General features: G+C 74.5%; 15 protein-coding genes and 1 tRNA gene. 8 read left to right on the top strand and 8 right to left on the bottom strand.

Going from position 1 to position 21,658, the window contains the following annotated elements; all coding sequences use genetic code 11:
• Nucleotides 1-151 precede the first annotated feature (151 nt).
• Nucleotides 152-646 (bottom strand): ATP-binding protein, encoded by a 495-nt coding sequence (locus ABZ497_RS27525; RefSeq protein ID WP_359809027.1) that lies wholly within the window; start codon nucleotides 644-646, stop codon nucleotides 152-154.
• 170 nt (nucleotides 647-816) lie between these two features.
• Here ABZ497_RS27525 and ABZ497_RS27520 point away from each other — a divergent pair, with 170 nt between their 5' ends.
• The 4 genes from ABZ497_RS27520 to ABZ497_RS27505 all read left to right on the top strand — a co-directional run bounded on the left by ABZ497_RS27520 (nucleotide 817) and on the right by ABZ497_RS27505 (nucleotide 3,493).
• Nucleotides 817-1,767 (top strand): helix-turn-helix transcriptional regulator, encoded by a 951-nt coding sequence (locus ABZ497_RS27520; RefSeq protein ID WP_359809025.1) that lies wholly within the window; start codon nucleotides 817-819, stop codon nucleotides 1,765-1,767.
• Nucleotides 1,685-1,861, top strand: coding sequence for a DUF397 domain-containing protein (locus ABZ497_RS27515; protein ID WP_359809047.1), 177 nt, complete (start codon nucleotides 1,685-1,687; stop codon nucleotides 1,859-1,861). The genes ABZ497_RS27520 and ABZ497_RS27515 overlap by 83 nt, the downstream gene beginning before the upstream one ends.
• 148 nt (nucleotides 1,862-2,009) lie before the next feature.
• Nucleotides 2,010-3,338, top strand: a complete 1,329-nt coding sequence (locus tag ABZ497_RS27510; protein ID WP_359809024.1) for a hypothetical protein — start codon at nucleotides 2,010-2,012, stop codon at nucleotides 3,336-3,338.
• Nucleotides 3,339-3,409: 71 nt separating this feature from the next.
• Nucleotides 3,410-3,493: transfer RNA gene (locus ABZ497_RS27505), tRNA-Leu, on the top strand.
• A 77-nt stretch (nucleotides 3,494-3,570) separates the two neighbouring features.
• Here the strand turns inward: ABZ497_RS27505 and ABZ497_RS27500 are convergent.
• On the bottom strand, nucleotides 3,571-4,494 hold the full coding sequence (locus ABZ497_RS27500) for an RNA polymerase sigma-70 factor (protein ID WP_359809022.1): 924 nt from the start codon (nucleotides 4,492-4,494) through the stop codon (nucleotides 3,571-3,573).
• Nucleotides 4,495-4,564: 70 nt separating this feature from the next.
• Nucleotides 4,565-5,038, bottom strand: a complete 474-nt coding sequence (locus ABZ497_RS27495) for a carboxymuconolactone decarboxylase family protein (RefSeq protein ID WP_359809020.1) — start codon at nucleotides 5,036-5,038, stop codon at nucleotides 4,565-4,567.
• A gap of 249 nt (nucleotides 5,039-5,287) precedes the next feature.
• On the opposite strand from ABZ497_RS27495, the gene ABZ497_RS27490 reads away from it, so the two are divergent.
• On the top strand, nucleotides 5,288-9,262 hold the full coding sequence (locus ABZ497_RS27490; protein WP_359809019.1) for a hypothetical protein: 3,975 nt from the start codon (nucleotides 5,288-5,290) through the stop codon (nucleotides 9,260-9,262).
• Between the two features lie 149 nt (nucleotides 9,263-9,411).
• Here ABZ497_RS27490 and ABZ497_RS27485 read toward each other — a convergent pair whose 3' ends face one another.
• Entirely contained in the window at nucleotides 9,412-11,880 is a 2,469-nt protein-coding gene (locus ABZ497_RS27485; RefSeq protein WP_359809018.1) for a SpoIIE family protein phosphatase, read from the bottom strand.
• Between the two features lie 704 nt (nucleotides 11,881-12,584).
• Here ABZ497_RS27485 and ABZ497_RS27480 point away from each other — a divergent pair.
• The 3 genes from ABZ497_RS27480 to ABZ497_RS27470 all read left to right on the top strand — a co-directional run bounded on the left by ABZ497_RS27480 (nucleotide 12,585) and on the right by ABZ497_RS27470 (nucleotide 16,733).
• Complete coding sequence (locus tag ABZ497_RS27480) at nucleotides 12,585-13,670, top strand: alpha/beta hydrolase (RefSeq protein WP_359809016.1); 1,086 nt, start codon at nucleotides 12,585-12,587, stop codon at nucleotides 13,668-13,670.
• A gap of 245 nt (nucleotides 13,671-13,915) precedes the next feature.
• Nucleotides 13,916-14,833, top strand: coding sequence for a diiron oxygenase (locus tag ABZ497_RS27475; RefSeq protein WP_359809014.1), 918 nt, complete (start codon nucleotides 13,916-13,918; stop codon nucleotides 14,831-14,833).
• A gap of 238 nt (nucleotides 14,834-15,071) precedes the next feature.
• Nucleotides 15,072-16,733, top strand: a complete 1,662-nt coding sequence (locus ABZ497_RS27470; protein WP_359809012.1) for an FAD-dependent oxidoreductase — start codon at nucleotides 15,072-15,074, stop codon at nucleotides 16,731-16,733.
• Between the two features lie 219 nt (nucleotides 16,734-16,952).
• Here ABZ497_RS27470 and ABZ497_RS27465 read toward each other — a convergent pair whose 3' ends face one another.
• From ABZ497_RS27465 to ABZ497_RS27450, 4 genes are all read right to left on the bottom strand, one after another.
• Nucleotides 16,953-17,705, bottom strand: a complete 753-nt coding sequence (locus tag ABZ497_RS27465) for an SDR family oxidoreductase (RefSeq protein WP_329489963.1) — start codon at nucleotides 17,703-17,705, stop codon at nucleotides 16,953-16,955.
• Nucleotides 17,706-17,793: 88 nt separating this feature from the next.
• Complete coding sequence (locus ABZ497_RS27460) at nucleotides 17,794-18,762, bottom strand: GNAT family N-acetyltransferase (protein ID WP_359809010.1); 969 nt, start codon at nucleotides 18,760-18,762, stop codon at nucleotides 17,794-17,796.
• Nucleotides 18,763-19,215: 453 nt separating this feature from the next.
• On the bottom strand, nucleotides 19,216-20,235 hold the full coding sequence (locus tag ABZ497_RS27455; protein WP_329489965.1) for a BadF/BadG/BcrA/BcrD ATPase family protein: 1,020 nt from the start codon (nucleotides 20,233-20,235) through the stop codon (nucleotides 19,216-19,218).
• A gap of 135 nt (nucleotides 20,236-20,370) precedes the next feature.
• Nucleotides 20,371-21,651 (bottom strand): 6-phospho-beta-glucosidase, encoded by a 1,281-nt coding sequence (locus tag ABZ497_RS27450; RefSeq protein ID WP_359809045.1) that lies wholly within the window; start codon nucleotides 21,649-21,651, stop codon nucleotides 20,371-20,373.
• Between the last annotated feature and the right edge of the window lie 7 nt (nucleotides 21,652-21,658).

The following is a 21,658-nucleotide window of genomic DNA, read 5'->3' as shown; positions in this document are numbered from 1 at the left end:
GAACGGGGTGGCAGCCCTCAGCGCCGCCACCCCGCCCGGGACTTGCGCCGCATGGGGCATCGGTACGCACGGGCCGATGGGTTGAGCCAAACCCCACGTTGGGGGGAAACCGTTGCGGGGCGCACGGTGAGTGCGCCGGGCGGCGCTGCCGTCAGACGGCGATGACGGCGGGAGAACGACCGAAGGCGGGACCGGTGTACTCGGGTCCGGGGGCGACCAGGGCCCAGACGAACTTGCCCACCCCGCCCGCACGCGGGCGGCAACCCCACCGGTCCGCGAGCTCGTTGACGAGGAAGAGGCCCCGCCCGTGCTCGTCGTCGGTGGCGGAGAGCCGGGCGGTCGGACGGCCCGTGCCCGCGTCGTGCACCTCGATCCGGAGTCGGTCGGTGATCAGCGCGAACCGGACCTCGATCATGCGGTCCGGCGGCGCGTCACTGTGCTGGACGGCGTTGGCGAAGAGTTCGCCGAGCAGCAACTCGCCGACGTCCGAATAGCGTTCGCCCTGCGGCATCCCGGCCAGATAGGCCCGCAGCATCAGCCGGGCCAGGGGAGTGCAGGCAGCCCGGGAGTCCAGCCGCGCCGCGAATTCACGCGGCCGACGGTGCTGGGGGCCGAACAGCCGGCGGTCTACGCAGTTCTTGGACATGGCGTGGCTACCTCCTGGGGCGATGGGGGAGTGGAAGCGGCTCGCGGGACGGCGCGTGGTCACGCGGTGCAAGCAGAAGATTGCGTTCCGGCATCAATCATCGAGGGGACGGAGGTACGGTGGCGACCAATTCGGCGTGACGGGGGGTCCCGCCACGAGAGGGGGCGGGGATGTCACATCGGAAGGGCCGCTCGGGGCCGACTGCCAGTTCGGCCGAACTGTTCGGCGAGGAGCTGCGGTTCGCACGAGAGGCGGCCGGGCTCACGCAGGAGGAGCTGGGCAAGCTCCTGCACTGCGACCGGACGGTGGTCACCAAGTCGGAGGGCGGCAAGCGCAAGTTCCCGGTCGAGCTGCTGGAGGAGGCGGACAAGGCGCTGCGGACGGGAGGCCTGCTCTCCCGGCTGTACGAGCGGGTCGACTGGAACGCGGAGGTCGAGCACCCTGACTGGTTCCAGAGGTTCGTGGAACTGGAGGCCGCGGCAGTGGCCGAGAGAGTCTTCCAGTACGCCCGGATCAATGGGTTGCTCCAGTGCGAGGAATACGCCCGTGCCCTGTTCAGTCTGGGAGAGGCCCGTGGCAACGCAGAGCTGCTTGCCGAGCGTGTGTTGGCTCGGCTGAGTAGGCAGGACCGCTTCCTCGCGTCCGACGGTCCGTTGCTGCTGGTGGTCCTTCATGAGAGCGCCATTCGCAATGTCACTGGAGGGCCAGGTGTCATGCGGGCCCAGATGGAGCACCTTCTCGCGATGAGTGATCGACCCAACGTCGGCATCCAGGTGGCGCCCTTCCAGAATGCGGGGATCAGGCTTCCATCTGTCTCAATGTTCCTTCTGGAGATGGCAGATGGGGTCGAGTGGCTCTACTCGGAGAGCCTCGTCCGAGGGCACTTCAGCGAGGAGCCGGCGCTCGTTTCGGAGCATCGGCGCGACTATGATCTCGTGCGCGGGGAAGTACTCTCGGCCAGCGACTCCCGCGCGCTGATCGCCGAAGCGATGGAGGAGTACCGAGATGACGAAGTCCGAGTTCGCCGCGGCTTCTTGGCTGAAGAGCAGCTACAGCGCCGATCACGGCGGCGAGTGCATCGAAGTAGCCCCCGGATTCCCCGGCCTCGTGCCGGTGCGTGACTCGAAGGACCCCGACGGGCCCGCCCTCCTCTTCCCCGCCTCCGCCTGGGACTCCTTCCTCGCCGCCGTCCGGGCCGGCGACTTCCCCGTCTGACCGGTCGGCCAACTCCGGCCATCCACCGACTGCGGTCGAACAATCTCGATCACTCTGCGTGTTCCGCTGGTGCGGTGCGTAGTCAAACCATTACGGTCACCGACTGTGCGCACGTGATCCCCCGTTCGACTGGACCGAGGCGGTAGTCATGACACAGGAACCCCGGATCGACGTAGCCCTGACCCTCAAGGGGGGCCAGGCGGAGCCCAGCCAGGCGGAGGTGGCGGAGCTCGCCGCCTCGCTGACGACCGACGTGTGGTTCGCCTCCGCGCTGGAGCGCTCGGCTCCCGGCGGGCGCCAGGCCGACGTGGTCTGGGAGCTGACCGGCGCCGAGTACAAGGGCCAGGCCGCGAAGGGCAAGGCGGCCGTCTACTACGCCAACCCGAAGCTCGGCCTGCGCAAGCCCTTCCTCTTCGCGGACGGCTTCAGCTACGGCCCGAGCAAGCTCCCCGAGCTGTTCGCGTACTTCAACCAGCCCTACGACGACAAGCAGGGGCTCTTCGACCAGCTGCTCGCCCGGGGCTTCGACATCGTCCTGCTCGGCTTCGAGGAGCGGCACACCCACATCCAGGCCAACGCCGAGGTCGCGATCGCGGCGATCGAGAAGCTGATCGACGAGCGGGTGGGCGACGAGCGGCTGACCGTCGGCGGGGTGAGCATGGGCGGGATCGTCACCCGCTTCGCGCTCGCCAAGCTGGAGACGCAGAAGATGGACCACCAGACGGAGACGTACCTCTCCTACGACTCGCCCCACAACGGCGCGTGGATCCCGCTCGTGCTCCAGCAGATGGCCTACTTCTTCGAGGACTACACCCCGGCGGGCCCGGACGGCGCCAAGCAGGCCGACCTGATCCGCAGCCCCGCCGCCCAGCAGCTGCTCTGGGCCTGGGTGGAGAACTCCAAGTACTCCGGGCCGGTCGCCACCTCCAGCCCGCTGCGCGAGGAGTTCCTGGCGGACCTCAAGCGCTTCGACGATTTCCCGTCGATCCCGCGCAAGCTGGGCGTCTCCAACGGTCGTCGCGACGGCGTCGGCCGCCCGCTGCCGGCGGGCGAGGTCGCCTTCGACTGGCAGGCCCTGATCGCCAGCGCCACGGCCCGCTTCCAGCCGGAGCGGGGCGAGGAACAGCCGATCGGCGGCATGCACCTCGGCCTGGCGATGCGCCGCAGCACCACCACCGAGGTCCCGGCACTGGACGGGGCGCCCGGCGGCACCCTGGACTCCTTCGGCAAGGTCGCGGACGCGCTGAAGGCGAAGATCTCCGAGGACTTCCGCAGCGGCGCCTTCGTCCCGTCCGTCAGCGCGGCGGCGCTGGACTTCGACCCGGTGCAGTGGAACGTCGACGTGAACCTCTCCATCACGGACGCCGACCTCGACCGGGGCCACCTGGACGAGGTCGCCTTCGACGACGACAACACCGTGCACAGCAACGGGTCGCCCGTGCTGCTGGACTGGATCGTGGAGCACCTCGCAGGCTGATCCCGGCGGCCCCACTGACCTGGTTCGGAGCACCCGCGCGGATGGGCTACGATTTACCTCATCACCCAGATGCGCGGGTGGCGGAATAGGCAGACGCGCTGGATTCAGGTTCCAGTGCCCGAAAGGGCGTGGGGGTTCAACTCCCCCCTCGCGCACACTTGGTCGTCAGACCAGCAGAAGGCCGGTCGGCCCGACTCACGTCGGACCGACCGGCCTTCTCGTTGTCCCGGGGTCACCGCCTCGAGCGGCCGGCCTTCCGGACCTCGTCGTGGACGGCCCAGGCGTCGGCGACCGGGCCGAGGTGGCCGAGCTTGTCGGGGTTGAGCACCAGGCGGATGGCCTGGATCCGGCCGTCGAGCACGTCGAGCGACAGCGCCTGCAGCACCCTGCCGTCCCGGTCGCGGAGGATCGCGCCCGGCTGGCGGTTGACCTCGTGCGGCTCGCAGGTCACGTCGACCAGCGCCAGCCGGGGGAAGAAGGCGGCCAGCAGCCGGGCCACGTTCCCGGCGCCGACGATGGCCCTGGCCAGCTGCGGGGTCTTGCCGCCGCCGTCGCCGACCATCGTCACGTCGGCGGCCAGCAGCTCCTGCAGACCGGCCACATCACCCTCGCGCAGGGCCTCGAAGAACCGCGCCGACAGCTCCTCCTGCTCCGTGCGGACCGCCTCGAAGCGCGGCCGTCCGGCCTCCATGTGCCGGCGGGCCCGCACTACCAGCTGCCGGCAGGCGGCCTCGGACCGGCCGACCGTCGCCGCCACCTCGTCGTACCCGAAGCCGAACACCTCCCGCAGCACGAACGCCGCCCGCTCCAGCGGGCTGAGCCGCTCCAGCAGCAGCAGCGCCGCCATCGACACCGAGTCGGCCAGCTCCGCCGACCGCGCCGGGTCCTGGTAGGGGTCGTCCAGCAGCGGCTCGGGGAACCACGCGCCCACGTACGCCTCCCGCCGCACCCGGGCCGAGCGCAGGACGTCGATCGAGATCCGCGTCACCGTCGCCGACAGGAAGGCCCTGACCGACGTGGGCCGGGTCGCCGAGCCGTCGTAGCGCAGCCACGTCTCCTGCACCGCGTCCTCGGCCTCGCTCACGCTGCCCAGGACGCGGTAGGCGATCGAGAACAGCAGCGACCGCAGCTCCTCGAACTCCTCGACCTTGCTCACGCCGGATCCCCTCTCCTGATCGTCCGAACCATCCGCGGGCGGGGGCCCCTCGCCCCCGCCCGTCGCGTACTCAGTGGAACTGACCGACCTCGTAGTCGCCGGCGGGCTGCCGGGTGATGACGTTGAGCCGGTTCACCATGTTCATGAGCGAGACCAGCATCGTCAGGGCGGCCAACTGCTCCTCGTCGAAGTGCGCCGCGGCCCGCGCCCACACCTCGTCGTCGACCCCGCCGGCCGCGTCCGCGACCCGCGTCCCCTGCTCCGCCAGCTCCAGCGCGGCCCGTTCGGCCTCGGTGAAGACCGTCGCCTCCCGCCACGCCGCCACCAGGTTGAGCCGCGCCGCGGTCTCGCCGGCGGCCGCGGCCTCCTTGCCGTGCATGTCGATGCAGACCGCGCAGCCGTTGATCTGGCTCACCCGCAGCGCCACCAGCTCCTGCGTCGCCGCCGGCAGCGGTCCGTCCTTGAGCGTCCTGCCCAGCGCCATCAGGTGCCTGAAGGCCTTCCCGGCGGCCGGGGTGGCGAACAGGCTCAGTCGCGCGTCCATGGGGGTGCTCCTCCGTTGTCGTCCGTCCCTGCACCCCTTGAGACGGACTGGGCGGCCGGGTTGTGACACGCACGGATGTGACCCGCGTCTCGGCGTCGCCGGTGCGTCCCGCGGGGCGCGAAATTGGCGATCAAGGCGGGGCCGTCGTCGCTAGACTCCGCCTGCCCAGGAGCTGCTGTGACGGTCACGGCAGTCGGGCGTTCCAGACCTTGGGGGGTACGTATGAGCATGCTGCCGTCAGGCAGACGCGTGCGACAGAGACGGAGGGGAGCGGGCATCGCCGCTCCGGGGACCCTGCTGCTCGCCGTGCTGGCCGCACTGGTGGGCCAGATCGCCCCCGCGGCGGCGGCCACACCGCCGGCCGCCTCGGCCTCCGCCGCGCCGTCGGCCGCTTCGCCGGCCACGCCCGCCGCGCCGTCCGCGAGCCCGGGCACGGCGCCCGCCGCCGGCCCGAAGGCCGCGCCCACGATGGACCCGACGACCGAGCAGGCGGCCGCGGCCCGCGAGCTCGCGGAGGCCGGGCCGACCGGCGCCTGCCCGGAGACGCTGACCGCGGGGACGGTGGTCACCTGCACCCTCGGGGGCTACCAGAGCGCCACCCTCTCGTTCACCCTGACGCAGGCCCAGGACCTCGTGTTCGTCCAGGCCGTCGGGTCGAGCGGCGGAGCGGGGATCTACCAGTCCCTGGCCGCCCCGGACGGCACCGCGGTGACCTGCGAGAGCCCGTCGGGCGGGCCCACGTGGGGGAGTTCGCTGCTGCGCTGCGCCACCGGCCAGGCCGGGACGTACAAGCTCACGGCCCGCGACGGCAGCGGTCAGCAGAACGGCCTCGCGGTCTCGTACCTGCCGCTGCTGTCGCCCGGTTCCTGCAAGGCGGCGAGCGGCACCGACCTCGCGCTCGGCGCTCCGACCGCGTTCCACGGTGAGCTGCCGGTCGGCTCCTCGGGGCACTGCTTCGCGCCGGCCGAGCTGGCCGCCGGGGACGTGCTGCGGCTCCACTCGTCGGTCTACCAGACCGCGGAGGACGTCTACGACGCCACCGGCAAGCGGGTCTGCACCACCTACGGCACGAGCGAGTCCACCGAGCTCGACTGCACGCTCGCCGGTCCGGCCCCGTACCGGGTGACGACGCAGCAGGTCTGGGGCTCGGCCCAGACGTACGACCTCACCCTGGCGCGGCTCACCCGCCCGGAGGGCTGCCCGGTGGTGGACGCCCAGGCGTTCGGCGTCGCCCCGGACCTGAGCCCGGTCGCGCGCTGCCGTGCGCTGCGGTTCACCGAGCAGGCCCCGTACTCGTTCGCCGCGCTCCGGGCCGACGGGTCCGAGCTGTACGGCGGACTGTTCGCCGCCGACGGCACCCAGCAGTTCGGCGGCTGCGCGACGCACGCCGGCTGTCAGCTCCCTCCCGGGACGTACACCTGGGTGGTCGAGGGGCGCAGCCCGAGCGTCGGCGCGTTCGGGATGTCCTTCCGCTCGGACGCGGAGACCCGGGGCTGCACCCCGGCCAAGGACGACGGCCTGGTCTCCGGCCCGGCCACCGGCACCTTCGGCGCCCAGGGCGCACAGGCCTGCCGCACCCTGCCGACGGCCTCCGGGAACGGTCTCTACCTGCTCGACCGGCCACCGACGGGCGGGAGCAGGACGAGTGTCACGGTCTACGACGCGGCCGGTGCGGTCCAGTGCGACCACGTCGTCTGCAAACTGACCGGTACGGCGCCGTTCCGCGCCGTCCTGAGCGGCACGGCGAACCAGGCGTACCAGCTGGTGATCCACCGGACCGGTGAGACGGCCGGCTGCGCCGCCTGGTCGCGGAGCGGGTACGACGGCTCCTGGGGCGCGGAGGTCACGCTGACCAACGAGCTGCCGCAGGCGTGCCTGGCCCTGCCCGCCGATCAGCACTCCACCGCCGAGATGGCCGACTACACCAACACGCAGAACCAGCTGAACGCCGCGCTGGAGATGGTCGACCCGCAGGGCAACGTGGCCTGCTCGACGGCTTCGAGCTCGGTCATCACCTGCCCGCTCACGGCCGGCGTGTCCTACACGGCGCTGCTGACCAACCTGCGGTGGGGCGACAGTTACAAGCTGGTCCGCCGGGACATCTCACCCAGCGCGGACTGCCTCGCACCCGTCTCCACCACGGCCGGTGGCCGCTCCGTCCCGATGGACCTGCACTCCGCGCTGGACGCCCGGTGCGTCCGGGTCGCCGCCGCCGCCACGGACAAGTTCTGGCTGGGCGCGCGGCCGACCGGTGGCTCGGTGCAGGCGCAGGTCCTCGACGCGGACGGCAGGAACGTCTGCGTCCAGGGCGGTGTCTCCTGCAAGGTCACGGGCTCCACCTCCTACACCGTGCTGGTGCTCGCGGCCGGCTACCAGGGCAAGGACATCCACGTCAACGTGGACACCTGGAAGGTCGGTACCGCGGACGGCTGGGCCGCGGAGTGCACCGCCCACCCGCTCCCGGCGGACGGCTTCCCGGTGCGGAGCGGGGTGCTCACCGAGTCGTCGTCCGGCTACTGCGCGGTGATCGACATGAAGCCGTCGCAGTCCTTCAGCGTCTTCGGCACCAGTAGCGCCGTCGGCGGGGACCAGCCCTCCATCTCCCTCGTGGGACCGGCGATGTGGGACGGCTACGACCTCAGCTACCAGTGCAGCGGCAGCTACGGCCAGTTCGGCACCCGCTGCCAGACCACCCAGAGCGCCGCCGCGGGGCAGGCCGTCCTGGTGGTCAGCGCGGCGAAGGCGGCGACGCCGGTCGAGTACAGCATGCAGGGAGCCTGCGGCGTGTTCGACTGCAGCAGGCCCCGGGTGGAGGTCCTCGGCTCGATCAGTCCCGCGACCGGCGCGGCCGGGACGCAGACCCAGGCCGTGCTGCGCGGCAGCAACCTCACCCTGGGATCCAAGGTGAAGCTGAGCCGCAACGGCTCCTGGAGCAGCACCCAGCCGTTCGTCAAGCCCATCTCGGTCAGCCCGGACAGCACGTCGCTCACCGTCCTGGTCGACACCAACGGCCTGGAGCCGGGGAGTTACGACCTGCTGCTGGACGCGGGCGGCACGGGCAGCGGCCTCACCAAGGCGTTCACCGTGACGCCCGCGGTGGCGGCGGCGAAAGGCCGGTTCGTCCCGGTCACACCGGCGCGCATCCTGAACACCGTCTCGGGCGTCGGCGCTCCCGCCGGCCGGCTCGGCCAGGGCGGCGTGGTGTCGCTCCAGGTGACCGGCGTGGGCGGCGTCCCCACCACCGGCGTCACGGCGGTCGTGATGAACGTGACGGCGGTCAACCCCTCGCAGAACAGCGCCGTCTCGGTGTACCCGAGCGGCCAGGCGGTGCCCGACCTGCCGACGGTGAGCTTCGCGGCCGGGCAGAACGTGCCCAACCTGGTGACCGTGCCGCCGGCCAACGGGAAGGTGGACATCCGCAACGCGTGGGGCTCCGTCGACCTCGGCGTCGACATCGCCGGGTACTACACCGACAGCGGGGCCGGCGCCCTGCTGAGCCCGGTCACCCCGGCGCGCATCCTGAACACCGTCTCGGGCGTCGGCGCTCCCGCCGGCCGGGTCGGCGGGGGCGGCGTGGTGCCGCTCCAGGTGACCGGCGTGGGCGGGGTCCCGGCGACCGGCGTCACGGCGGTCGTGATGAGCGTGACGGCCGTCAACCCCTCACAGGTCGGCTATGTGACGGTCTACCCGAACGGTCAGGCGGCGCCCGACGCGTCCAACCTGAACTTCACCGCCGGGCAGAACGTGTCGAACCTGGTGACCGTGCCGGTGGTGAACGGGAAGGTGGACATCCGCAACGCCTGGGGCTCCGTCGACCTCGGCGTCGACGTCGTCGGCTACTACGGCGGCACGGGCGCGAGCTACTCGGCGGCCCGGCTGGTGCGGTTGCTGGACACCCGGGACGGCGAGGGCGCCCGCGCCGGTGCGCTGGGCGGGGCGGAGGACATGGTCAGCCTGAAGGTGGCCGGCGTCGAGGGCGTGCCTGCGACCGGCGTCACCTCGGTGCTGTTGAACGTCACGACGGTCTGGCCCACCGAGACCAGCTTCCTGACGGTCTATCCGCACGGGATCGACCGGCCGGACGCCTCGAACGTCAACTACCGGCCGGGCACGGTGGTGTCGGCCCTGGTGATGGTCCCGGTGGTGGACGGCCGGGTGTCGTTCGCCAACCAGTGGGGCTCGACCGACGTGGTCGCCGATCTGATCGGCTACTTCTCGGCCTGATCCCCGGGCTGGTTCCAGGTCTGATCCCCCGGCCCGCTTCCGGGCGGCCGTACGAGGGCCGGTCGGCCCGACACTTCGTCGGGTCGACCGGCCCTTCGCCGTCCCGGCCCTTCGCCGTCCCGGGCGGGCCCGGGCCCGGGCCGGGGTGGCTACGGCAGCTCCTGCTCGGCCCAGATGGTCTTGCCGTTGCGGGTGTAGCGGCTGCCCCAGCGGCTGGTGAGCTGGGCGACCAGGTACAGGCCCCGGCCGCCCTCGTCGGTGAGCCGGGCCCGGCGCATCCGCGGCTGGGTGGCGCTGGGGTCGGAGACCTCGCAGGTCAGCCGCTCCGCCAGGATCAGCCGCACCTCGACCGGGCCGCCGGCGTAGCGGATGGCGTTGGTGACCAGCTCGCTCAGCACCAGCTCGGTGGTGAAGACCAGCTCCTCCAGGCCCCAGTCGCGCAGCCGCGCCGTCGCACTCCCGCGGACCCGGGCGACGGCCGCCGGGTCGGCCTCCACCGACCAGGTGGCGGTGGCGTCGGTCGGCACCGCCCGGGTGCGGGCGAGCAGCAGGGTGACGTCGTCGGCCAGCCGGTGCGCCGGCTGACCGTCGACGATGGCGCGGCCGAGCTCCCGCAGCGGCGCGGCGGCGGCGCCGGGGCGGGACATCCGGCTGCGCAGTTCGGCCAGCCCCTCGTCGAGGTCGCCCCCGTACCCCACGATCAGCCCGTCGGTGTAGAGCGCCAGTACGCTGCCCGGCGCCAGCTCGACCTCCGCCACCTCGAACGGCAGACCGCTGACGCCCAGCGGCGGGCCCGGGCGCACCGGCACGTACTCGACGGTGCCGTCCGGCGCCGCGACGGCGGGCGGCGGGTGTCCGGCGGAGGCCATCGCGCACCGCCGCGAGACCGGGTCGTAGACGGCGTAGACGCAGGTGGCGCCGAACGGGCCGGTTCGCTGACCGGCGGGCCACTCGCCGTCCTCCTCCGGCCTCTCGCCCTCGATCAGCAACTGGCAGACCAGGTCGTCGAGATGGACCAGCAGCTCGTCGGGTTCCAGGTCGAGGTCGGCGAGGGTCCGGACGGCGGTGCGCAGCCGGCCCATGGTGGCGCTGGCCTCCAGTCCGTGACCGACCACGTCCCCGGCGACCAGCGCGACCCGGGCCGAGGAGAGCGGGATCACGTCGAACCAGTCGCCGCCGACGCCGCTGGCGGTGTCCGTGGGCAGGTAGACGCTGGCGGTGGTCACGGCGGCGGTCTCGAAGTGCGCGGGCGGCAGCAGGCTGCGCTGGAGGCTGACGGCGGCGCGGTGCTCGCGGGTGTAGCGGCGGGCGTTGTCCAGCGCGAGGGCGGTGCGGGCGGCGATCTCACGCAGCAGGTCCAGATCGGCCGGTTCGTAGGCGAGGCGGCCGGCGGCGCGGTGGACGGTCACCCGGCCGAGGAGGCTGCCCCGGGCGCGCAGCGGCGCGGTCATCGTGCCGGCCGTGCTCGGGGAGGCGTCCGCGGTGGTCAGGGTAGGAGGGCCGGCGGGGGCGATCGGTGAGCCCTCGGTGTCGAACTCCACCGCCGTCGTCTCCGCCACCCGGTCCAGCCCCGCGTCCTCCAGCAGGTCCGCGTCCCCGGTGACGGCGGTCCGGCGGAGCAGCAGCCGGCCGTCCCGGCCCGGCGCCGGCTCCTCGCCGGTGAACACCGCCTCGGCGATCTCGACCACAGCCAGGTCGGCCAGCCCGGGCGCCAAAACGGCGGCGAGGTCCCCGGCGGTGCCGGTGACCGAGAGCGATCCGCCGACCGCCGCCGTCGCGCGGTGCAGCACGGCGAGCCGCTCGCCGGAGCGGTGGAGCGCGGTGACGTCGGTGAACAGCGCCGTCACCCCGATCACCTGACCGTCGGCGGCCTGCAGCCGGAAGGCCGAGATCGCCATCGCCGCGCCGCCGCCCGGCTCCTCGATCGTCCGCACCAGCTCCCCGGAGATCACCAGCGGCCGGCCCGTCCGCAGCACCTCGTGCAGTTGCGTCTCGACCGCCTCGGCGCCCGCGGGCTCCAGGAAGTCCCCGAGGCGCCGTCCGGTCAGGTCCGGCGGGAGGCCGGAGTAGGGGAGCAGGTGGGTGTTGGTCCTGACCAGTCGCAGCTGGGTGTCGAACACGGCGAGGCCCACCCGGTCCTGGAGGAACAGCTCCCGGGTGAACGCCTGGTCCTGCCGCCACTGGGTGACGAGTTCGGCGGGGGCGGCGAGCACGAAGTACCGGGCCGCGCCCGAGGGCTTCCGGCCGTCGCTGTCCTCCAGCGGGAGCACCTGGAAGACGATCCCCAGCTCCTCGCCCCGGCCGGAGCGCACCAGCGCGGTGCCGGACCAGGTGTCGGAGGACTGCTCCGGGGACTGCGTCGCCGCCGGCTCGGCGGAGGCCGCCCGCTCCGCTGCCGCCCGCTCCGCTGCCGCCGCGCGTTCGGCCCGGCGTTCGGCCAGTAGGGCGGTCCAGGTGGCCGGGTCGGCCAGCAGCTCACGGACCGGGCGGCCGCAGACCTCGGAGGCGGGCAGGGACAGCAGCTGCTCGGCCTCCCGGGTCCAGCGGACGATCCTGCCGTCCGCGTCCAGCAGGGCACCGGCCGCGCTGTCGACGAAGGGGGGTCGTCGGCTGTCCATGGTGCGCACCTCGGATGTGTCGTGCGGTCTCGGCCGTCTGGGGTTCGTCCGTCCGTCCGATGGTCACCCTCCCTCCGGCCGTCGGGCCGCATGCCGCCGCAGGCCGCCATCCGGGTGATGTGCTGCCCCGCCGTCGCCGGGCCGCCGGGTCACCGCCCGCCGGGCAGGGGCGGCGGCAGAGCCGGCGTCCGCCGGGGGGACCGGGTGCCGGGCGCGGCCCACCGGTGACCGGGGGCCGAGGGGGAGGAGGTCCACCGTGCTCATCCGGTCGCTCCTCTCCTCCGGCCGCGAGCGCGCCGCTCCGTACTCCCCGCTGCCTGGCCCGGGGCTTCTCCATCATCCCTCCGGCGCGCTTCGCCGCCAGTCACGGCGGGCTACCGGCGGCGGCCGGGCCGGGGCCTGTGCGGGGCCCGGGCCGGGGTGTCCCGTCAGGCGTTGCCGGGGTGTCCCACGGGCTCGGGGTGCGGTCGGTGCGCCGGGCCGGGGCCCGTCCCGGCCCGCGCCCGTCCGGTCGAGGACCGCCGGGCGCCCGGCATCCGCCGCGCGGACATCGCGCGAGGCCCGGGCCGTCACCGACCGGACACACGAAGGGGCCCGCTGGGCCGAACCGGCGAGTAACACTACGCTGAGCCGCCTCGATCCCGAGCCGTCCTGCCGGTCCACCGCGAGCGGCCGGCCCGGGCCCCGACCACGCAGGAGGCACCATGACGATCCCGACCCGGGCACCGGCACCGGCCCCGATCCCGGTCCAGGTCCGTGCCCAGGCCGCCGCCGTCCGCGCGGCCTACGCGCTGCCGCGGCCGCTGCGCCGGCTGATCGCCGGCGCGCCCGTCCGACGGGACGGCCAGCGGCTGGCCCTCGACGCCCAACTGCTGCTGAGCCTCCAGCGGATCTCCGGGAACCACCTGGTCAGGCCCGCCGGAGTGGCCGCGTCACGGGTCGGGCTGGACCACGGCCGCCACCTGGTGAGCGGCCCGGTGATCGAGCCGGTGGCCACCCGCGAGATCCGGATCCCGGTCGAGCACGGCGAACTGCCGGCCACCCTGTACACGCCGGACGGCCTGGCCGCCCCGTCCGGGCTGCTGGTCTTCTTCCACGGCGGCGGCTGGGTACTCGGCACCCGGACCAGCCACGACAACACCGCGCGCTTCCTCGCCCGGCACGCGGGTGTCCGGGTGCTCTCGGTCGAGTACCGGCTGGCCCCGGAGCACGTCTTCCCGGCTGCCGTGGACGACGCGCTGGCCGCCTTCGACCACGCCCACGCCGAGGCCGCCGACCTCGGCGTGGACCCGGACCGGATCGCGGTCGGCGGCGACAGCGCCGGCGGCAACCTGGCGGCCGTCACCGCCCAGCTGGCGGTCCGGCGCGGCGGGCCCGCGCCCGCGTTCCAGCTGCTCTTCTACCCGGCCGTCGACGCCTCCCGGCGCCGCCCGTCCCGGGAGCTGTTCGCCGACGGGTTCCTCCTCACCAGCGCGCACATGGACTGGTTCGCCGACCACTACGCACCCGAGGGCGTGGACCGCTCGGACCCCCGGCTCTCCCCGCTGCTCACCCCCGACCTGACCGGCCTGCCGCCCGCGTACATCGCCACCGCGGGCTTCGACCCGCTGCGCGACGAGGGGGAGGCGTACGCCGAGCGGCTGCGCGAGGCGGGCGTGGTGGTCGCGCTCAGCCGCCAGCCCGACCTGATCCACGGCTACATCAACTACCTGGGGATAGGCCGGCGGTTCCGCGAGGCCACGGCGGAGGCCGCCGGGGCACTCCGGCTGGCGCTCAGCCCGAACGCGTGAAACCCCCGGCAGCGTGACGGGCCGCGATGCCCGAGGGACCGCAACGCCCGAGGGACCGCAACGCCTGACGGCCCGCAACGCCCGAGTGGATGCGACACCTGACGGGCCGCCATGCTGACGCGCCGCCCGGGTTCCGCCGGAGGCCGGTGCGCGAGGGCTTCTCGCGCCCGGCCTCTTATTGTACTCTCCGTCTAATAAGCGGGGCGGGCGGGAACCCCGCGCAGGGCACGCACCTGGAGGCAGCCATGGCTCACCCCGGCACGGCAGCAGGGATCCACGCTCACACCTCGGCCGACGACGACGTCTCGAAGCGACTGCTCGACTCGGCCGCGACCCTCTCCTACGACCCGGCGACCGAGATCGACTGGGAGGCGCCGCTCCCCGAGGACGGCTACGGGCTCAACCCCGAGTGGAGCACGCTCTACGGCACCCGGCTGTGGGACGAGATGACCGAGCGGCAGCGGGTCACCCTCACCCGGCACGAGGTCTGCTCGATCATGACCACCGGCATCTGGTTCGAGATGATCCTGCAGCAGATGGTGCTGCGCGACCAGTACCTGAAGAACCCGGCCAGCGCGGAGTTCCGCTTCGCCCTCACCGAGATAGCCGACGAGTGCCGGCACTCGATCATGTTCGCGCGCGCCTGCGAGAAGATGGGCGTCCCGCAGTACCGGCCGGCTGCGGTGATCGCCCAGGCCGGCCGCCTCTTCAAGGCCACCGCCAAGGGTGAACTCGCCTACGGCGGGATCCTGGTGGCCGAAGAGGTGCTCGACGTCATGCAGCGCGACTGGATGCGCGGCGAGAACGTCCTGGACATCGTCCGCGGGACGTCCCGGATCCATGTCGTCGAGGAATCGCGGCACATGAAGTTCGCCCGCCAGGAGATCCGCGAGCGGCTGCGCGGCGCCGGCCGCGCCCGTCGGCGGGCCGCCGGGACCGGCATCGCGGTGGCGGCCTACGTCATCGTCAGCAGCATGGTCCACCGGGGCGTGTACCGGGCCGCCGGGCTGGACACCGAGCGGGCGCTGGCCGAGGTGCGGGCCAACCAGCACCGCAAGGCGATGATGCGCACCAGCTCCAGCCACCTGATGGCCTTCCTCGGCGAGGCCGGGCTGCTCAACAGCTCCGCGGCCGCGGTCTACCGCCGCGTCGACATGCTCTGACCCGAGCCGACCCGAGCCGACCCGAGCCGACCCGAGCCGGCGCTCGCCGACCCGAGCCGACCCGAGCCGGCGCTCGCCGACGCGACCGCGACGCCGCCCCGTCCCGACCCCGTCCCGACCCCGATCCGTCCCGCCCCGAGAGCCGGCCGACGCCCGCGCCGACCGGCTCGACGCCTGCGCCCGACCCGACCCGGCGTGACCCGACCGCCCCCCCACGCAGCGAGGACCCCACCCGGCCATGGCCTACGCGATCACCCAGACCTGCTGCAACGACGCCTCGTGCGTGTCCGTCTGCCCGGTCAACTGCATCCACCCCACCCCGGACGAGCCGGAGTTCGGCCGTACCGACATGCTCTTCATCGACCCGGTCGCCTGCATCGACTGCGGCGCCTGCGCGGACGCCTGCCCGGTCGACGCCGTCTACCCCGTCGACCGGCTCGCCGGCCCCGACACCGTCTTCGGGGAGCTCAACCGCGACTACTACCGGGACCACCCGGCCGACCACAGCTGGGGAGCGCCGACCTTCCCCCGGAGCCTGCCGGACGACCTCGGGCCGCTGCGGATAGCGATCGTCGGCACCGGCCCGTCCGCGAGCTACACCGCCCAGTCGCTGCTGCGCACCACCGGCGCGGAGATCACCATGATCGACCGGCTGCCGGTCGCCGGCGGCCTGCTGCGGCACGGCGTCGCCCCCGACCACCAGTCGACCAAGCGGATCGCCGAGAGCTTCGCGAGCGTGTTCCACCACCCCCGGCTGCGGGTCCACCTCAACGTCGAGATCGGCAAGGACCTCAGCCACGCCGAACTGGCCGCCCACCACCACGCGGTCGTGTACGCGGTCGGCGCCGCCACCGACCGCCGGCTCGGCCTGCCCGGCGAGGACCTCCCCGGCAGCCTGCCCGCCACCACCTTCGTCGGCTGGTACAACGCCGACCCGACCGTCCCGGCCGAGGCCGTCGACCTCTCCGCCGAGCGGGCGGTCGTCGTCGGCAACGGCAACGTCGCCGTGGACGTCGCCCGGATCCTGCTGCTCGACCCGGACCGGCTCGCCGCGACCGACATCGCCGACCACGCCCTCGCCGCCCTGCGGGACAGCCGGGTGCGGGAGGTGGTGCTGCTCGCCCGCCGGGGGCCCGAGCAGGCGGCCTGGACGCGGTCCGAGTTCCTCGCGCTCCAGCACCTGCCCGGCGTCGAACTCGTCGTCGAGGACCACCCCGAGGTCCGCGCCGCGATCGCCGCCGCGCCGGAGGGCTCCAAGGCCGCGCTGCTCGCCGGGCTGCCGCTGGAGCACGCCGACGGCGGCGAGCCGCCGCGCCCCGGCCGCCGGATCGTGCTGCGCTTCTTCGCCGCGCCCACCGAACTCCTGGGCACGGGCCGCGTCGAGGGCGTCCGGCTCGGCGGGACGGCGCTCGTGGCCGGCCCCGACGGTCCGCGTGCCGAACCCACCGGCGAGCACGGCACCCTCCGGGCCGGGCTGGTGGTGCGGTCCATCGGCTACCGGGGCGTCCCCGTGCCCGGTCTGCCCTTCGACGCCGCCGCCGCGGCCGTGCCGCACCGGGGCGGCCGCGTGATCGACCCGGAGACCGGCCGGCCGCTGCCCGGCACCTACGTCGTGGGCTGGGCCAAGCGCGGCCCGTCCGGCGGGATCGGGGCCAACCGGGCCTGCGCGCAGGAGACCGTGGAGGCCCTGCTGGACGATGCCGCGGCCGGTGCGCTGCCCGATTCGTCCGGCACCCGACGGGAGTTGGCCCGGCTGGTCCGCAGCCGGCGGCCGGACGCCGTCGGGCTGAAGCAGCTGCGGGCCATCGACCGCGCCGAGCGCGCCCTCGGTGAGGCCGCCGGCCGTCCCCGGGTCAAGTTCGCCACCCTCCCCGCCCTCCTGGCGGCCGGCCGCCGCTGACCCCCGGGCCCGCCCCCGCGCCCGCCCGGGCCCCGGCCGGTCGTCGCCCGGTCCCGGGCGAGGGCGCCCGGCCGCGCGCGGGTCCGCTGTCCCGGCCGCAGCCGGCGCGGGTTGGCGTAGCAAGCCGGTGGTGAGGCGCCCGGCCCGGGAGCCGCCGGCCCGCCGACGGGTCCGCACCGGGCGGGACCGGCCTGCCCGGTGCGCGTCCGCTGATCGGCCTCAACGCCCCAGGACGGCGCCGCCGTTGACCCCGATGACCTGGCCGGTGACGTAGCCGGCCTCCGGGGAGGCCAGGTAGGCGACGGCTGCCGCCACGTCCTCCGGGGTGCCGGCCCGGCCGACCAGGGTGGCGGCGATCTTGTCGGCGTGGAACTCCGGCGTCCAGCCGCTGCCGAAGATCTCGGTGGACTCGACGTAGCCGGGGGCGAGCATGTTGACGGTGATGCCCTCCGGGCCGAACTGCCGGGCGAGGCCGAAGCCCCAGCCGTGCAGGGCGGCCTTGGCGGCGGCGTAGGAACCGGCCGAGTGCGGGCCGGCCCCGCCGCGCTGGGCGGCGGCGGAGCTGATCAGGATCACCCGGCCGCCCGGTCGGCGCAGCCGGTCGGCGAGCGCGCCGGTGAGCAGGACGGCGGACAGGAGGTTGGTGTCCAGGTCCCGCCGCCAGGCCTCGGCCAGGGCTTCGAGGGAGGCGTCGGCGGGCGGGGTGATCACCGCGCCCGCGTTGTTGACCAGCACGTCCACCGGGCCGAGTGCCGCGATCGCCTCGGCCGCCGCCGCGACCTCGGCGGCCACCGTGAGGTCGGCCGCGACCGGCACCACGTCGCCCCCGATCTCCGCGGCGGCCTTCGCCAGCACCTCGGCCCGTCGTCCGACGATCGCCACCCGGTAGCCGCGTCCGGCGAGTTCGGCGGCGACGGCCCGGCCGATCCCCGTCCCGCCGCCCGACACCACCGCGGTCCGTCGCTGCTCCATCGTGTGCGCCCCCTGCTCCTGCGTCGATCGACGACCCCGGCCCGGAGCCTACCGAACGGTAACTTCCCGGCGGGCCCGAACGGCCGGCTCACGCGCCCGATCGGGCCGGCCCGCCGGTCCCGCCCGGGTGGAGCGGCTTGCCGTACACCGTCGAGCCGAGCCGGACGGTCATCCCCACCCGCTGGTACAGCGCGAGCGCGCCGGTCTCCGAGTGCGTCCACAGCGTGCAGGCCCGCCGGCCGCGCCGGTGGAACGCGGCGAACGCCTCCCGCAACAGCGCCCGGGCGACGCCCCGGCCGCGGTGGTCCCGCCGGACCGCGACCCGCTCGATGTAGCCCTCGCCGGTGTCCGGCAGGTCCAGCGACAGCACCGCGCCGACCATCTCCCCGGCCGCGAACGCGACCGGTGAGAGCGCGGGCGCGAAGGTGTCCCGCTCGACGGTGTGCCGCGCCCACTCCTCGTAGGGCTTGCGCCGCACCTGCCACTCGTCGAACGCGTCCTCGGTGAGCCGGTACGCGGCCCGCTCGTCGCCGGCGCGGAACGGCCGGACGGTGATCCCGTCCGGTGGTACGGGCGCCGCCGGCCCGGCGGGCAGCGCGATCTCCAGCAGCCACTGCGTGACGAACGGCCCGTACCCGCGCGAACGCAGCAGCGCGTCGGCGGCGCGGTCGCCGTCCCGGACGGTCTGCGAGAGCCGCTCGCTGCCCAGCTCCCGGGCCCGCGCCTCGACCCAGTCGAGCAGCGCGCCGCCCAACCCCCGGCCCCGGTGCGCCGGGTGGACGTCCACCTTGCTCCGCCGGCCGCCGTGCACCCAGGCCCGGGCGACCACGGTGCCCGCCGCGTCCAGCACCAGCAGCGTGTCGCGGGCCGGGTCCAGACCGGGCAGGGCCAGGTCGGCGGCCACGCCGTCGACCGCGTGCTCGGCCCCGCCGCCGGCGCCGCCGGGCAGCTCGCGTTCGCGGGCGGCGACCAGCCGGTGGATCGCCGGTGCGTCGGCCGGGGTGGCGGCCCGGCTCCGGTAGTGGGCCGGGAGGGACGGCAGCGGAAGTCGGGGCATGCCGCGACTCTGCGCCATCGGCGGCCGCCCTGTCGACCGGATCGGGCGAGCCGACCCGGCCGGACGGGGCCCGGGGCCGCCTCCGGCACGATCGGGTGCGGAGGCGGCCCACTGGCCCGAGGCCGGTCGTCACCCTACGGACGGGGCATCGACCGCGTCGTTCGACCGGCCACGATCCCCGGCGGCGTGCGCCGCCGTCGATGCCCATCCCACACCATGAAGTGCGGTTGAGGTCAAGGCCGCACGGCGCGAGAAGTCGGCCGGTCCGACTTCTCGCGCGGCCGCGGTCACGGTGGCAGAACGGCCGCGGCGACAACACGGCTGCGCGGCCGCGGTCGCCGGGGGAAGGCCCGGCACCCGCGCCGCCACCGCCCCCGGCGCCCGCCGCACGGGGACCGCCCCCGACGGGTGTGCGGACCTGTCGGGGGCGGAGTCTCGGGGGCCTGCGGTGGGTCAGGCGGCGACCGGGTGGGCCGGGTCGTACGCCTCGCGCACCCGGGCCTGGGCCGCCGGCCCGGCCGCGAGGTGGTCGAGGCCGAGCAGCGCGGCGCCGAGCACCGGCGGCGCCACGACGACCCGCGGCTCGGCCAGCGGCGCCGCCGCGGCCAGGCGCGCGGTCAGGTTGTCGAGCAGCAGCGGCTGCCGGGAGGAGAGCACCCCGCCGCCGAGCACCAGCGGGGTGGGCTCGTCCAGCAGGTCCAGGCGGCGCAGCGCGACGACGGCGAGCCGGGTGATCTCGTCGGCCTGCCGGTCGATCAGCTCCAGGGCGACCGGGTCGCCGGTCTCCGCCACCGCGAACAGCACCCGGACGATCTCGTGCAGCCGCCCGAAGGGCAGGTGCCCGAGGTGGATCGCCTCGGCGACGGCGCCGGTGTCCGGCAGGCCGAAGTGCTCGGCGATGGCGCGGGCGAGCCCGGTCGGGCCGCCGCGGCCGTCCTCGGCGCGGACGGCGTGCCACATGCTGCTGACGGCGAGGCCGCTGCCGCCGCCCCAGTCGCCGGTCAGCTCGCCGAGGGCGGGGAACCGGGCGGTGCGGCCGTCGGGCAGCAGGCCGACGCAGTTGATGCCGGCCCCGCAGACGACGGCCACGCCGCGCGGGCCGTCGGTGCCGGCCCGCAGCAGGCCGAAGGTGTCGTTGACGACGGTGTTGCTGAGGCCCCAGGGGTGCGACTCCAGGGCGGTGCGCAGGGCGGCCTCCTCCACCGGGAGGTCGGCGTTGGCGAGGCAGGCGCTGACGTGGGTGGTCAGCACACCGCTGCGGAAGGTCAGCCCGGCAGCGGTGGCCGCCTCCTCGACCAGCGGCGCGAGGCCGGCGACGGCCGCCGCGCCACCGATCTTCTGCGGTGCGAAGCCGCCGCCCCGGGCGGCGCCGAGCACGGTGCCGTCGGCGCCGATCAGGGCGACGTCGGTCTTGGAGTTGCCCGCGTCGATGGCGAGAACGCCGGGCAGTAGTGGTTCGGGCTGGTGGGTCATGAGGTCCCCGCGGCTCGTACGTGGCCCGGCCGTTGTCCCCGGCCGGGGGTGGTCGGTCTCCTCGCGGCCCGGCGGGCCGTCGCCGCGGTCGGCGGCGACGGCGGCCGGGGGCGCGGGCCGGACGGAACGGGCACGTCAGGCCCAGGCGAGGTGCTCGCGGTTGTGGGCGAGCAGCCGGTCCGTCAGCTGGTCGGCGAGTTCGATCTGGCCGACCAGCGGGTGGGCGAGCAGGGCGTCGAAGACCCGGTCGCGGCCGCCGTGCAGGGCGGCGTCGAGGGCGAGCCGCTCGTACGAGGTCACCGCGGCGATGAGGCCGGCGTACAGCGGCTCGACGGGGCGCTGCGGCAGCGGGCGCACGCCGGCGGCGTCCACCTCGGCGGGCACCTCGATCACGGCGTCGTCGGGCAGGAACGGCAGCACGCCGTCGTTGCGGGCGTTCACCACCTGCACGGACGTCCTGCCACCGGTGCCCAGCAGGGCGGCGATCAGCTGGACGGCGGCCTCGGAGTAGAACGCGCCGCCGCGCTGCCCGAGCAGCTCCGGCTTGGTGTCCAGGGCCGGGTCGGCGTACATCTCCAGCAGCTGCCGCTCGATCTCGGCGACCTCGGCGGCCCGGGAGCCCTTGACCTTCAGCTCCTCCACGACCAGGTCGTGCTGGTAGAAGTACCGCAGGTAGTAGGAGGGCACCACGCCGAGGCGCTCGACGACGCGCCGCGGCAGCCGGATGTCGTCCGCGATCTCCTTGCCGAAGCCGGTGAGCAGCTCGGGCAGCACCTCGCGCCCGGTGGTCGCGCCCGGGGCGTCGAGCAGGGTGACGCCGCGCTCCCAGGTGAGGTGGTTGAGGCCGACGTGGTCGAGGCGGATCAGCTCGGGGTCGACGCCGAGGTGCCCGGCGAACCGCCGCTGGAAGCCGATCGCGACGTTGCACAGGCCGACGGCCTTGTGCCCGGCGCGCTGCAGCGCCCGGGTGACGATGCCGACCGGGTTGGTGAAGTCGATGATCCACGCGTCGGGGTTGGTCCGGCGGACCTTCTCGGCGATGTCCAGCACCACCGGCACCGTGCGCAGGGCCTTGGCCAGGCCGCCCGCCCCGGTGGTCTCCTGGCCGACGCAGCCGCACTCCAGCGGCCAGGTCTCGTCCTGGTTGCGGGCCGCCTGCCCGCCGACCCGCAGCTGCAGCAGCACCGCGTCGGCGTCGGCGACGCCCGCCTCGACGTCGGTCGTCGTGGTGACCACGGCGCCGTGCCCCTGCTTGGCGAAGATCCGCCGGGCCAGCCCGCCGATCAGCTCCAGCCGGTCGGCGGCCGGGTCGATCAGGACGAGTTCGGCGATCGGCAGGGTGGCGCGCAGCCGGGCGAAACCGTCGATGAGTTCGGGGGTGTACGTCGAACCGCCACCCACGATGGCCAACTTCAGTGCGGAC

The organism is Kitasatospora sp. NPDC005751 (assembly GCF_040630835.1).
GTDB lineage: Bacteria > Actinomycetota > Actinomycetes > Streptomycetales > Streptomycetaceae > Kitasatospora.
Note: the sequence above shows the minus strand (reverse complement) of the source record. Positions and strands in the feature narration are given on the sequence as shown.